This window comes from Alcaligenes parafaecalis (assembly GCF_026344135.1).
In the GTDB taxonomy this organism is placed as follows: domain Bacteria; phylum Pseudomonadota; class Gammaproteobacteria; order Burkholderiales; family Burkholderiaceae_B; genus Alcaligenes; species Alcaligenes parafaecalis.
The window spans coordinates 172947-187045 of sequence record NZ_JAPKNA010000005.1; the positions used below are offsets into that span (position 1 = coordinate 172947).

General features: G+C 57.1%; 13 protein-coding genes. 6 read left to right on the plus strand and 7 right to left on the minus strand.

The window, feature by feature from the left end:
- Positions 1–55: 55 nt before the first annotated feature.
- The 6 genes from OSH09_RS15640 to dinB form a co-directional block, all read right to left on the minus strand.
- Positions 56–718, minus strand: a complete 663-nt coding sequence (locus OSH09_RS15640) for a methionine ABC transporter permease (RefSeq protein ID WP_222669323.1) — start codon at positions 716–718, stop codon at positions 56–58.
- On the minus strand, positions 690–1895 hold the full coding sequence (locus tag OSH09_RS15645) for a methionine ABC transporter ATP-binding protein (RefSeq protein ID WP_207872787.1): 1206 nt from the start codon (positions 1893–1895) through the stop codon (positions 690–692). Before OSH09_RS15645 ends, OSH09_RS15640 begins: the two co-directional genes overlap by 29 nt.
- 1 nt (position 1896) lies before the next feature.
- Entirely contained in the window at positions 1897–2739 is an 843-nt protein-coding gene (locus OSH09_RS15650; RefSeq protein ID WP_266121516.1) for a MetQ/NlpA family ABC transporter substrate-binding protein, read from the minus strand.
- On the minus strand, positions 2739–3566 hold the full coding sequence (locus OSH09_RS15655; RefSeq protein ID WP_266121517.1) for a MetQ/NlpA family ABC transporter substrate-binding protein: 828 nt from the start codon (positions 3564–3566) through the stop codon (positions 2739–2741). The genes OSH09_RS15650 and OSH09_RS15655 overlap by 1 nt, the downstream gene beginning before the upstream one ends.
- Positions 3567–3881: 315 nt before the next feature.
- Positions 3882–5072, minus strand: a complete 1191-nt coding sequence (locus tag OSH09_RS15660) for an acetylornithine transaminase (RefSeq protein ID WP_222669327.1) — start codon at positions 5070–5072, stop codon at positions 3882–3884.
- Positions 5073–5330: 258 nt separating this feature from the next.
- Positions 5331–6536, minus strand: coding sequence for a DNA polymerase IV (dinB, locus tag OSH09_RS15665; RefSeq protein WP_266121518.1), 1206 nt, complete (start codon positions 6534–6536; stop codon positions 5331–5333).
- A gap of 177 nt (positions 6537–6713) precedes the next feature.
- Here dinB and OSH09_RS15670 point away from each other — a divergent pair, with 177 nt between their 5' ends.
- The 5 genes from OSH09_RS15670 (at position 6714) to OSH09_RS15690 (ending at position 12322) form a co-directional block, all read left to right on the plus strand.
- Complete coding sequence (locus OSH09_RS15670) at positions 6714–8285, plus strand: ABC transporter substrate-binding protein (RefSeq protein ID WP_266121519.1); 1572 nt, start codon at positions 6714–6716, stop codon at positions 8283–8285.
- Positions 8286–8440: 155 nt separating this feature from the next.
- The gene (locus tag OSH09_RS15675; protein WP_207872779.1) at positions 8441–9427 is read left to right on the plus strand and encodes an ABC transporter permease; all 987 of its coding nucleotides are present in this window, start codon (positions 8441–8443) and stop codon (positions 9425–9427) included.
- 1 nt (position 9428) lies between these two features.
- Complete coding sequence (locus OSH09_RS15680) at positions 9429–10343, plus strand: ABC transporter permease (RefSeq protein ID WP_207872778.1); 915 nt, start codon at positions 9429–9431, stop codon at positions 10341–10343.
- 3 nt (positions 10344–10346) lie between these two features.
- Complete coding sequence (locus OSH09_RS15685) at positions 10347–11321, plus strand: ABC transporter ATP-binding protein (protein ID WP_207872777.1); 975 nt, start codon at positions 10347–10349, stop codon at positions 11319–11321.
- Entirely contained in the window at positions 11318–12322 is a 1005-nt protein-coding gene (locus OSH09_RS15690) for an ABC transporter ATP-binding protein (protein ID WP_266121520.1), read from the plus strand. Before OSH09_RS15685 ends, OSH09_RS15690 begins: the two co-directional genes overlap by 4 nt.
- Before the next feature lie 167 nt (positions 12323–12489).
- Here the strand turns inward: OSH09_RS15690 and panD are convergent, their stop codons facing one another.
- Positions 12490–13050, minus strand: a complete 561-nt coding sequence (gene panD, locus OSH09_RS15695) for an aspartate 1-decarboxylase (protein ID WP_266121521.1) — start codon at positions 13048–13050, stop codon at positions 12490–12492.
- A 261-nt stretch (positions 13051–13311) separates the two neighbouring features.
- Here panD and OSH09_RS15700 point away from each other — a divergent pair, with 261 nt between their 5' ends.
- Entirely contained in the window at positions 13312–14094 is a 783-nt protein-coding gene (locus OSH09_RS15700) for an ABC transporter ATP-binding protein (RefSeq protein WP_266121522.1), read from the plus strand.
- Positions 14095–14099: the final 5 nt, after the last annotated feature.

The following is a 14099-nucleotide window of genomic DNA, read 5'->3' on the forward strand; positions in this document are numbered from 1 at the left end:
GCTTAAAGCAAGAGCGATGCGCCGGTTCGGGCTTGCGTCCTTGCCTGCCCGTTAATCAGCGAGCACGCAGCCAGTGCACATAACGGTCTCCAGCAAACTGCACGACGGTGACCAAGGCGATCAGCACGGCAATCACGATCACCATGACTTGCGTGTCGAAACGCTGGTAGCCATAACGAATCGCCAGATCCCCCAGACCACCCGCACCCACCGCACCGGCCATGGCCGAGGAGCTGATCAAGGCCACGACGGTAATCGTGAAACCACCAATAATGCCGGGCAGCGCTTCTGGCAAATAGACATGGCGCACGATGTCCCACTTTTTGCAGCCCATCGCTTGTGCCGCTTCAATCAGGCCGGAATCCACTTCACGCAGGCTGACCTCGGCAATGCGGGCGAAAAAGGGTGTCGCACTGATGGCCAGCGGCACAATGGCCGCCCATACGCCAATCGTGGTGCCTGCCAATACTCGCGTAAATGGAATCAAGGCAACCAGCAGAACGATAAAGGGGGTGGCCCGAAAACCATTCACCACACTGCCCACCGCACGGTTGATCTTGGGCGACTCCCAAAAACCATTCGGGGCCGTCACAATCAACAGCACTGCCAAGGGGATACCGGCCAGAAACGCGACGACTCCCGACACGCCCACCATCATCAGCGTGTCCAGAAAAGCCTGCCAATAACGCTCAGCGGGGATGCTCAGATTCCACAACATATCCAATGTCCTCAATGTGATGCGCGATAGCCGCTGGGCCTTGCGTCAGGGATTTCAAATCGGGCAGGGCGACATGCCCTTCAACAGCGACCAGCAAACGTCCATGTGCATGACCCTGAATACGGTCCACGCCGCCATGTACCAGTTGCGGCTGACCAGGCAGGCTGCGAGCAATGCGCAGCAAATCCGGCTCCCAGCCACCTTCGCCGCTATAACTCAATTGCAGGATGCGGCTGTATACGCCAGTCTTGGGAGGCTGCTGCACCAGTCGCGCCTGCAAGTCCTCGGGCAAAGTGTGTTGCAAGGGGGCCAGCAGGGCCTTGGTGGCATCATGCTGCGGCTTGCCAAACACCCGCCAGACCTCGCCTAGCTCGGCAATACGGCCTTGCTCCAGCACCAGCACCTTGTCAGCAATTTCGCGGATGACACTCATCTCGTGAGTAATCAGCACGACGGTAATGCCCAGGCGGCGGTTAATGTCTTTCAGCAGGCTCAAAATGGATTGCGTAGTCTCCGGGTCCAGTGCGGATGTGGCTTCATCGCAGAGCAGAATTTCCGGTCCGGTGGCCAGGGCACGGGCAATGCCAACACGTTGCTTTTGCCCGCCCGACAGACGGCTTGGATAGGTGTCAGCCTTGTCCTGCAAACCCACCAATTGCAGCAGTTCCTGAACGCGCTGAGCAATATCCTGCGCGGACACACCCGCCACCTTCAAGGGCAGAGCCACGTTCTCGTACACCGTTTTGGCGGACAGCAAATTGAAGTGCTGAAAAATCATGCCAATACGACGGCGCAACTGCACCAGTTCGGACTCATTCAACTGGGCAATGTCTACGCCATCAACCAGCACCTGACCGCCCGTGGGGCGCTCCAGGCGATTGATGGTGCGCAGCAAGCTGGATTTACCCGCGCCACTGCGGCCAATAATGCCGAAAATACTGCCCGGCTCAATGTCCAGATCAATGTCCTGCAAGGCAGCCACGGCACCTGCCGAGGAATGATAGATTTTGGACAGATTACGAAAGGCCACACTGCCTGCCTGAACAGGCTCAGCTTGCACTGCCCGTTCGGATTTAACGAAGGCACTGGCCTTTTGGACCTCTCGGTGACCTGCTGCCTCTTCGGCGGTGTCCCGCAAATCGTCTACGTTACGCCGTAGTGCTGATGACAATGCCATATCACTTGCTCGCGGTGCTGCTGCCTTGCCACGGCAAGGTGTACAGATGGGGGTTGTGATCAAAGCGGTCGGCAATGGTGTTGCGCACCGCCTGCGACTGCTGGAACAGCTCCACGAACTGCTTCAACGCCGGGTCATTGACGCGATCTTTACGTGTCACAAAACCCATCGCATAAAAAGTGTCGGCAATGCCGGAATAGACCAGCGCCTTGCCCGCATCTGCCTTGCGACCTGCACTAACAAAATAGCTGGGCCAGACAACGGCCAGGTCCACATCCGGCAGGGAGTGAATCAGTTGCGGACCTTCAATTTCCACCAGCTTGAGCTGCTTGGGGTTGTCCACCACATCGTTCACTGTGGCCCCGTTATCCAGGCCATTTCGCAAGGTGATCAAACCCGCTTTTTGCAGCAGCAACAGCCCCCGACCCTGGTTAACGGGATCGTTTGGCAAGGAAACGGTGGCCCCCGCAGGCACTTGCTCCAAAGACTGATATTTGAGGGAATACAAGCCAATGTTTTGCAGCAGGCCCAGACCAATCAGCTCCAGACTGTAGCCACGCTCTTTGATGGCATTGTTCAGAAAGGCCTGGTGCTGGAAGAAATTCAGATCAATATCGCGATTGTTGACGGCCTCGTTGGGCAGGGTCCAATCCGTAAATTCGACCAGTTGAATATCCAGGCCGTGCTTTTTACCTTCAGGGATCAGCGCCTGCACCGCGTCAGAGGTTGCCCCCGGTATGGAGCCTACTTTGATGACAGCTGCAGATGCGCTCAAGGGGACCGTAGCCGCAAGCAGAAAACCCAGCGCCCAGCGCTGTAAACGGCGAGAGAAAATGGCAGCCATTATTTCGCCCCTCCTTGTGCATTCAGCCAGGCCAGGGTGTAAAGGCGCTCGTCATTATTGAAAGCCGCACGCGACACGTCACGCACAGACTGGGAGTTTTGATAGATGGAAATGAACTTTTGAATGACAGGATCGTTGCTGCGATCTGCTTTAACCACGAACTGAATTGCAAACTGCGCATCTTCAATGCCGGAATAAGCCAGGCCACTGGAAGGATCAAAGGCTTTGGCCGCCACGATGAAATGCGGATAGCCTTGGGCAATATCCACATCGCCGGTAATACGTACCAACTGCGGTCCTTCCACTTCCACAAAGCTGAGCTTCTTGGGGTTCTCGACAATGTCATCCAGACTGCCCAAATAGCCCACCTCCGGCTTGAGCTTGATCAGCCCCACTTTCTGCAGCAATAGCAGGCCGCGGCCCTGATTCACGGGATCATTGGCAATACCGACCTTGCCGCCTTGAGGCACTTGGCCCACCGCCTGATGTTTAAGCGAATACACACCCACATTGGCCAGAATTCCCGTACCCGCGCTGGCCAGCTTGTAGCCGTTTTTCTCGATGGCGTTTTTCAGGAAAGGCTGATGCTGGAAGTAATTGATATCAATATCGCCGTTATCTACCGCCACATTGGGCGTGGTCCAGTCGGTGAACTCGATCACCTCGACATTGATGCCTTGCGCTTTGGCATCCTTGGCCGCCGCGTTGATGGAGTCGGCATAAGCGCCAGGCACCACGCCAATGCGTAAAGAGTCGGCGGCGATGGCCGGAGAACCAGCCAGCACAAGGGCACTAGCTACGATGAATTTGGACAGATGCTGGAGCATGGTAAACAGTGCCTCACGGGGTAGGCCTGCGCTTGCAGGCAAATCTTGGAAGCTTCTATTACATCGACTCCATTCCCCTGGCACCACAACAGAACAATCATTTACTTATGCTGGCTAATGGCTAGATAAAATTACTTCAAGTTATTGATATTTATATTATTTTTGAAAATAAACTAAATACTTGAAACGATGGAATTTGTGATATTTCATGCGCGTTTCAAGTTAGCCACGAGGGCCAATCCACATACATCTACAGCCTCTCAAGATCAAAAAAAATCCGCCCGAAGGCGGATTTCTTTATGGCAGCAACACAGCTTAGCCGCGAACCTTGACCAGGATTTCGTCCAGCCAAGCCAACATCAGGTCGATTTCGTCGGCCGTGATGTTCAGGGCTGGCATGAAACGCAGCAGGTTAGGACGTGGCGAGTTCAGCAGCATGCCTTCTGGAGCGCGGTCGCGGGCAGCAGCCACGATTTCCGGGCCGTCATCCTGGTCCAGAATCAAAGCACGCAGCAGGCCTTCCCCACGCTCGCCGTTCATGCCCCATTTGGCGCTGATTACCAGCAAGCCTTCGGACAATTGCTTGGCACGGGCGTTGACCGACTCCAGGAAGCCTGGGGCCGCCAGTTCATCGAACACAGCCACGCCAGCAGCGGTCATCAGGGGGTTACCGTTGTAGGTGCCGCCTTGGTCGCCTGGCTGGAAGCAGGACACTTCTTCGCGAGCGCACAGTGCCGACAGCGGCACGCCACCACCGATGCCTTTACCCAAGGTCATGATGTCCGGGAAGATGCCCGAGTGTTCGTAAGCAAACATGGTGCCGGTACGGCCCATGCCGGTTTGCACTTCGTCCACGATCAGCAGCAGCTTGTGCTCGTCGGCCAGAGCACGCAGGCCTTTCATGAATTCCACGGTAGCGGGAATAACACCGGCTTCGCCCTGTACGGGTTCCAGCATGATGCCCACGGTTTGATCGTCGATCAGCGCGCGCACGGATTCCAGATCGTTCAGCTTGGCTTTCGGAAAGCCGTCGACCTGAGGGGCAAACATGCGATCCCAGCCGGGTTTGCCGGACAGGGACATGGTGGCCAAGGTACGACCGTGGAAAGAGTGCTCAAAAGAGATGATCTTGTAAGCGTTGTTCTTGTTGATCTGGCCCCATTTACGAGCCAGCTTGATCGCGCCTTCGTTAGCTTCGCCACCACTATTGGCAAAGAACACACGATCAAAGCAGGAGTGCTCCACAATGCGTTTGGCCAGCTCAATCGAGGGCTCGTTGTAGAACGCAGGCGAAGGGTTGATCAGCTTGGACGCTTGTTCGGTAATGGCCTTGATGACATTGGCGGGGCTATGGCCCAGCGCGTTCACGGCCCAGCCCTGGACGGTATCCAGATATCGCTTGCCGTTGTGGTCTTGCAGCCAGGAACCTTCTCCTCGCACAAAGACCAACTCCGGACGCTGGGTAATTTCCATTAATGCACGTACACCGGCCCGATCGAATTCCATAACGGCAAACCTTGATGAAAAAAGAAAAAAGAAACCAGCCCGGCGGCTGGACGATTTAATTCTAACGCAGCACACCCCCTGCAGGACGCTTATGCCTGGGACAATGGCGATCTGGCTATGGATTGTCCCTTTTCTGGTACACATCCGCGCCCTGGCAGGCGCCAAAGCGTTTTAAGCCTGAAATCTTTCAGGGTATTGGGGGGCCGCATCTATATAAAACCCGTCATGGATACCGCAAGCTTCTGATGTTCTGCCCGCCTAAAACAAACCGTCCAGATCCAACTGCCGGGGCTGTTCCTGTGGCATTTCGCTGATCGGCAAGAGGGCGCTGGCTTTCACACCCAGCAAGCGCAAACGCCGATCCAGCACGGCGCGTTTCAGGTTCTGGCGGGCAGCAGCCAGGATGGCATCCGCAGCCAGCACAGGGGTGGGCAGGGACAAGTCGCGCGTCACGGTTTTGAAGTCTTCAAACTTCAGCTTGATGCCTATAGTTTGCGCGCACATGGCGGATTTACGTAAATCCTGCTCCAGCTTTTCGCACAGGGATTCCAGCACGGCAGACAAGCGGGCACGATCCATACGTACATGCAGGTCACGCTCAAAGGTGGTTTCGCGGCTGATGGATTTGGGGGTGCGATCAGTGGACAAGGGGCGATCGTCCTGGCCTTGGGCAACGGCCATCAGCCATTGAGCGTAGCGCAGCCCAAAATGCTCCTGGAGTTTTTCGGCAGGGGTGGCCGCCAGTTCACCAATATGTTTAATGCCCATTTCCGTCAGCTTCAGCACCGATTTAGGGCCTATGCCGTTGATCTTGCCCACGGCCAGCGGCCAGATGCGGGTAGGGACATCCTCCATGGTCAGCACACAGGCACCATTGGGCTTGTTCAATTCCGAAGCAATCTTGGAGAGCAGCTTATTAGGCGTGATACCCACTGAACAGGTCAGCCCGGTAGCCTGGTTCACGGCCTGGCGAATTTGCTCGGCCAATTGATGGCTATCTTCAGTTTTATGGCTCAGGTCCACATAGATTTCATCGATGCCTCTATCCTCGATGTGGTCCGAGACAGTGGCCACCGCCTGTTTAAACAAGCGGGAATAGTGACGATAAGCCTGAAAATCCGCAGGTAACAAGATCGCTTCGGGGGCCAGTTGGGCCGCCTTCATTAAACCCATGGCGGAAAAAACGCCCAACTGACGAGCTTCATAGGTAGAGGTGGTCGCCACTCCGCGCCCGACATAGTCGGCCAGACGGGAATGCTGCCAACTGCCATCGGGCAACTGGCGGGGCGTATCCGCGCTGCGCCCGCCAATGACCACGGGGCTGCCGCGTAAATGCGGGTAGCGCAGCAGCTCTACCGATGCGTAAAAAGCATCCATATCCACATGAGCGATACGCCGCTCCAGGGGTTTTTCTTCTTGTGCCGCCACCGTGATCAGCCCGTTAACTGTATATATGTACACCATTATAGCGATATACCCGCCATACGCTGAGTCCAACGGAATAAGCGCGAGGATGATATAAATCACTAAACATCATTAAGCTGACATTCGGCTGAAACTACGTATTGAACCAGCGCCAAGCGCCCGGTTACTATGCAGCCTCTCTATCAGCGACATCAACCATCCCATCTGGAGGTTTTCATGAAAAAAACAGTATTGGCTGCTGCGCTGGCAGCCCTGGTCGCCCTGCCCTTGGTGGGCCACAGCAAGACGCTTACCTGGTCCAGCCAGGGCGACTTCATGACTCTGGACCCACACGCACAGAACGAAAACCTCACAATTACCGGCAGCATGTATGTCTATGAAGCACTGGTCGACTACGACAAGGACTTCCAGATTGTGCCCAGCCTGGCAACGTCCTGGGAACAGCGTGAACCTACTGTGTGGCGCTTTACGCTGCGCGAAGGGGTGAAATTCCACGACGGCGCTCCCTTTACCGCCGATGACGTGGTGTTCTCCATTCAGCGCGCCATGGCCCCTACATCCAACTTCAAGGCCTACGTGAACAGCATCGTCAAGGCAGAAAAAGTTGACGACAAGACCGTGGACATCATTACGTCCGCCCCCAACCCCGTCCTGCTGCGCCAGTTGAGCAGCGTGTTCATGATGAACAAGGCCTGGTCGGAAAAGAACAATGTGACCCAGCCGCAGGACTTCAACAAGAATGAAGAAACCTTCTCGGCTCGCAACACCAACGGCACCGGCCCTTACAAGCTGAAATCGCGTGAAGTGGACGTACGCACCGTCTTTGTAGAAAACGAAGAGTGGTGGAACAAGGGCAACAAGGTCGGCAACGTCACCGAAGTGATCTACGTGCCGATCAAACAGAACGCCACCCGTACCGCCGCTTTGCTGTCCGGCGAAGTGGATCTGGTTCTGGACCCACCTGCACAAGATTTGCAGCGCCTGCGCCAGCAAGCCAAGATCGTGGAAGGGAATGAATACCGCACCATCTACCTGGGTCTGGATCAAAAAAATCCAGAGCTGAAATACAGCAGCATCAAGGGCAAGAACCCCTTTGCAGACCAGCGCGTGCGTGAAGCCCTGTATGTCGCCATCGACATTGAAGCCATCAAGAAAGCCGTAATGCGCGGTTCGTCCGCCCCCACCGGCACCATGGTGGCCCCTCAGGTTCACGGCTACACCAAGGAGCTGGCACAACGCCTTCCTTACAGCCAGGACCGCGCCAAGGAACTGCTGAAAGAGGCCGGTTACGACAACTCCCTGACCTTCACGCTGGATTGCCCGAACGATCGCTACATCAACGATGAAGCCATCTGCCAGGCCATCGTGGGCATGTGGGCCAAGGTCGGCGTGAAAGCCAACCTGAACGCCATGCCACGCGCCACCTACTTCCCCAAAGTACAAAGCTTTGACTCCAGCGCCTATATGTTTGGCTGGGGCGTGCCGACCTTTGACGCGCTGTACACCCTGCAAAGCCTGATGCACAGCAAAGGCGAGGGCGCTGACGGCTCCTTTAACTTTGGTGGCTACGAAAACGCCGAAGTGGACGCCCTGATCGACCAGATCAAGACCGAGACCGACACCGCCAAGCGCGATGCCGCCATCCACAAGGTTCTGGAAATCCACGCCAAGGAAGTGGGCCATATCCCTTTGCATGACCAGATCATTCCTTGGGCCATGGCCAAGAAGGTCAATGTGATCCACCGTGCGGACAACCGCATGCTGGCTCAATGGACCACCATTCAGTAAGTCTTCCCCCAGAACCCAGCCCCGCCTCCGTGCGGGGCTGGTTCCAATTACGCTGTAGTCATCATTTCTACACCAGCCCCCTTGCCGGGCCATTTCTACACCTTAAGGACGACACTGGTCGCGAGTGATCCTCGCGCTGAACCAGGAGACCGCCTATGTTGGTATTTATTATTCGCCGTCTGATCCAGGCTGTTTTGGTGATGCTGACGGTCAGCCTGCTGGCCTTCGTGCTGTTTCGCTATATTGGCGATCCGGTCACCATCATGCTGGGTCAGGACGCTACTGAACAAGATCGCGTGGAGCTACGCGCCAGCCTGGGCCTGGATCAACCCGCCCCGGTTCAGTTCGGGCGCTTTGTTTCCCAAGCCGTACAAGGCGAGTTTGGCCTGTCACTGCGGCAAGCTCAGCCCGTTTCCACCTTGCTGAAAGACCGCCTGCCCGCCACAGTTGAACTGTCTGTTGTGGCCGCCATACTGGCCCTGCTGATTGGTTTGCCGCTAGGCGTGTACACCGCCCTGAAACGCAATGGCTTCATGGCGCAAAGCATTCTGGCCTTTTCCCTGCTGGGAATTTCACTACCCACTTTCCTGATCGGTATCTTGCTGATCCTGATCTTCTCGGTTCAGCTAGGCTGGTTGCCCAGCTATGGCCGGGGCGAGGTCATGAAACTGGGTTGGTGGAGCACCGGCCTGCTAAGTTGGGACGGCATCAAGCATTTGATCCTGCCCGCCATCACACTCTGTTTGTTCCAGCTCACGTTGATTTTGCGTCTGGTGCGCTCCGAGATGCTGGAAGTTCTGCGCGCCGATTACATCAAGTTCGCCCGTGCTCGTGGTCTGTCACAACGGGCCATTCACTTTGGCCATGCCCTGAAAAACACCATGGTGCCAGTCATCACCATCACGGGCTTGCAACTGGGCGGCATCATCGCCTTTGCCATCGTGACGGAAACCGTTTTCCAATGGCCTGGCATGGGTCTGCTGTTTATCCAGGCCGTTCAATTTGCCGACATCCCCGTCATGGCGGCGTACCTCTGTCTGATTGCCCTGGTATTTGTCGTGATCAACCTGCTGGTAGACCTGCTGTACTTCCTGGTCGATCCACGTCTGCGCACCCAACTGTCGGGCGCCAAGGGGCACTAATATGTTCGCTAAATTAAAAACTGCCTGGGATAGCGATCTGATCTGGTCCTGGCGTCATTCGCCTGTCGCTATTGTGGCCACCATCATGGCCTTGCTGCTGTTTATCGGCGCGCTGGGCGCACGCTGGGTGGCTCCCTACGATCCCTTCGACCTGACCTCCATCGACCTGATGGATGCCTTGCTGGCCCCCGCCTGGTCAGAAAACGGCTCTCCTCAATACTGGTTGGGCACAGACAGTCAAGGCCGCGACTTGTACTCGGCGCTGCTGTACGGCACCCGCACCTCCTTGCTGATTGGTCTGGCCTCGGTGGCTCTGTCCATGATTGTGGGCATTGTGTTGGGCTTGCTAGCCGGTTACTCCGGTGGCCGCGTTGATGCCTTCATCATGCGTGTGGCTGACGTGCAATTGTCCTTCCCGGCCATTCTGATTGCGCTCCTGATCGACGGGGTGGCCCGTGCCGTATTCCCCTTGAGCATGCACGATGTGGTCGCCTTTCCGGTGCTGATCGGGGCCATTGCACTGGCCGGTTGGCCGCAATATGCCCGTACCGTGCGTGGCTCTACCCTGGTCGAGAAAAACCGGGAATACGTGCAAGCCGCCCGCGTCATTGGCGTGTCCTCGTCCCGCATCATGTTCAGCCATGTGCTGCCCAACGTGATGGGGCCGGTGCTGGTGCTGGCTACCGTACATCTGGCCACTGCCATCATTACGGAAGCCACTCTGTCCTTTCTGGGCGTCGGCGTACCGGCCACCTCACCCTCCCTGGGCACGCTGATTCGCGTTGGTAACGACTTCCTGTTCTCGGGCGAATGGTGGATCACCATTTTCCCCGGTCTGATGCTGGTGCTGCTGGTGCTGTCGGTCAACTTGTTGGGCGACTGGTTGCGTGACGCCCTGAACCCCAAATTGAGCTGAGCCATGACTGCACTCTTAACTGTCCAAGACCTCTGTGTCGAATTTCCGACCCGACGTGGCGTGCTCCAGGCTCTGGATCATGTGTCCTTTTCCATTGCTCCCGGCGAAGTGCTGGGCGTAGTGGGGGAGTCCGGCGCGGGCAAGTCCCTGACGGGCGCGTCCATTATTGGTTTGCTGGATGCCCCTGGCCGCATCAGCGGCGGGCAAATCCTGCTGGAAGGCCAGCGCATCGACAATCTGAACCAGGACCAGATGCGCAAGATTCGGGGCCGCCAGATTGGCGCGATCTTCCAGGACCCGCTGACCTCGCTGAACCCGCTGTACACCGTGGGCCATCAATTGGCGGAAACCATCGTGACGCACCTGCCCCTGTCCTGGAAACAGGCCCAGGAGCGTGCCATCGAGCTGCTGGAAGCCACCGGCATCCCGGCGGCACGTGAGCGTATCGACCACTACCCGCATCAGTTCTCCGGCGGTATGCGCCAGCGTGTGGTCATTGCGCTGGCCCTGGCCGCCGAGCCCAAGCTGATCGTGGCCGACGAGCCCACCACCGCGCTGGATGTGTCCATTCAGGCACAGATTATCGACCTGCTGAAAAAGCTCTGTCGCTCGCAAGGCACCTCGGTCATGCTGATTACTCACGACATGGGGGTGATTGCCGAAACCGCTGACCGCGTGGCCGTGATGTACGCGGGCCGCATTATCGAAATTGGCCCTGTGCAGGACGTCATCCAGAAGCCCAGCCACCCTTATACCCGTGGCCTGATGCGCTCCATCCCCAATCTGCACGCCGGGCTGGAACGCCTGGAACAAATCCCCGGCAGCATGCCGCGCCTGAACGCCATCCCTGCGGGCTGTGCTTTCAATCCGCGCTGTGACCGCCGTTTTGATCGCTGCCTGGTCGAGCGCCCCGAGCTGATGCCCGTCCCCCCTCAGACACAGGCGGCCTGTTGGCTGCATGCCCAGGAGTCCGCATGAGCGCCCCTAAACAAGCCCTGGTCCAGGTCAAGGACGCTGCCTGTTGGTTTGATGTTTCCCCGCCTTTACTGGAACGTCTGGTCTACCGCAAACCCAAAGTGAATCTGCGCGCCGTCGACGGGGTCAGCTTCACCTTGAACAAGGGTGAAACCCTGGCTCTGGTAGGCGAATCGGGCTGTGGTAAATCTACCGTAGCCCGTCTGCTGACAGGCCTGTACTCGCTGACGCGCGGTGAAATCCTGTTTGACGGGCAGTCCATGCAGTCTATGGATAAAGCCAGCAAGCAGGCCATGCGCAAGCGCCGTCAGATGATTTTTCAGGACCCCTATGCCAGCCTGAATCCACGCTGGCGCGTGGGCCGCATCATTGCCGAACCGCTGGTCACCCACACCAAGATGAGCAGTGCCCAGCAGGAAGCCAAAGTGGCCGAATTGCTGACGCAAGTGGGCCTGAACGCCAACGACGCCCAACGCTACCCGCATCAATTCTCCGGCGGCCAGCGCCAGCGCATTTCCATTGCCCGCGCCCTTGCCCTGCAACCGGAATTCATCGTCTGTGACGAACCTACCTCGGCACTGGACGTGTCGGTGCAGGCGCAGGTCCTGAACCTGATGAAGGACTTGCAGCGCGAGCTGGGCCTGACCTACCTGTTCATCTCACACAACCTGGCTGTGGTGCACCACGTAGCCGACCGGGTTGGCGTGATGTATCTGGGCCGGATTGTGGAAATTGCGTCACGCGACGATTTATTTGCACAACCCCGCCACCCCTACACACGCATGCTGCTGGGAGCCATTCCCGACATGAGCGGGGCAGGTAAAAGCCGCATCCCAGTGGCTGGTGAAGTGCCCAACCCGCTGAACCCGCCATCGGGCTGTACCTTTCATCCACGCTGCCCGCTGGCCAATGATCGCTGCCGCCGCGAAGCCCCGGCTTTGCTGCAAACCGGGCAGCACGAAGTGGCTTGCCATGCTGTAGAAGAAGGGCGCGATCAGGCCTGATGTAAAAAACGCTGCATCTACTGCCTTTGGCAGTGGCTGCAGCGTTTTTTTACCGCTGATTATTCTTTAGCAACACACCTTTCCTGGTCGGAAAGCAGGGCTGGAAAATACCCAGGGTGATGATGTTCTCATTCGCAGCCGAACCATTGCGGCCCGGCGCAAAAATATCAGCTCTGATTCGCAGGCGCGAAATCAGCCAGATGGCAGGACAGAATGTCAGCAATAGCGCGATCATCCAAGCCACGGGAGCGCAGGTCAGCGGACAGCGCGCTCACGTCGACTCGGGCCAGTGGGCGCTCAGCACCGCGAGGGCGGTCGTCGCGTACCACGCGAAAGTCGTAATCGCGCTGGGCGGTCTTGGCCACTTCGTAGTGCATGACTTCGTCCACTTCGTTTTCTGGCGTGAAGGTCAGCACGGTGGGGCGCAAGGAATACAGATCTTCCGAGTTCATCACGTATTCGGTTGCGCAGATGATGACGGTGTCGCCCTTTTGACAGGTACGAGCCGCCGCGCCGTTCAGAACCACGCAGCGCGAGCCGGGTTCACCGAAGATCACGTAGGTAGAAATACGGGCACCGCTGTCCTTATTCCAGATTTCCACGAACTCCATGGGTAAAATGCCCGCTTGTTCGCAGATTTCCGGATCCAGGGTGATCGACCCGTGATAGTTCAAGTCGGCACCGGTCACCTTGATACCATGCAGCTTGGCACGGACCACTTTTTTCATGACAACACTCTCTAGAAACAGGTCCCCTAAAACGGACACCTAAGCTTGGCTAAAACGCGGCTTGCGCTGCGCCCTTAGCCCGATCAGGGCTGCGGGAAAGACTGCATCATAAACCCAGAAATGCGCACAAATCCGTTTAGACCCACAGATTTGTACGGGAAAACCACAGGCCCAATGATTTGCCTGACGGCCAGTCTGTGCTGTAATCCCCTCTGCCGCGTCGCGCCGGTCTTTTTTATTTTCAATACGATACCGCTTTCCATGCCCAACCTGCTCATCGAGAATATTCACAAACGCTATGGCTCCCTGGAGGTCCTCAAGGGAGTCTCTCTCAGCGCGGAGCCCGGTGACGTCATCAGCCTGATCGGTTCCAGCGGTTCGGGTAAAAGTACTTTCCTGCGTTGTATCAACTTTCTGGAAACGCCCAATTCCGGCCGTATCGTGATCAAGGGCGAGGAACTGAAAACCCGCCTGGACCCGAAAACCGACGAGCTGGTTGCGGTGGACAAACAACAACTCAAGCGTTTGCGTACCAGTTTGGCCATGGTGTTTCAGCACTTCAACTTGTGGTCCCACATGACGGTGCTGGAAAACATTACCGCCACCCCCATTCATGTACAGGGCATGGACAAGGCTCAGGCCATTGCCAAGGCGGAGCTGTATCTGGACAAGGTAGGTCTGTCGCGCGATCTGGCCAAACAATATCCTGCGTTCTTGTCGGGCGGCCAGCAGCAACGTGTGGCCATTGCCCGTGCGCTGGCTCTGGAACCCGAAGTCATGCTGTTTGACGAACCTACGTCTGCTCTGGACCCTGAGCGCGTGGGCGAAGTTTTGCGTGTTATGCAGAATTTGGCCGAAGAAGGGCGCACGATGGTGGTGGTTACGCACGAAATGAGCTTTGCACGGAACGTATCCAGCAAGGTGGTGTATCTGCACGAAGGCCAGATCGAGGAAGAAGGCCCGCCAGAAGAAGTGCTGGTATCGCCACGCAGCCCTCGTTTGGCGCAATTTCTGGCAGCGGGTGGTTCTTCAAACAAGGGCTAAGCCCC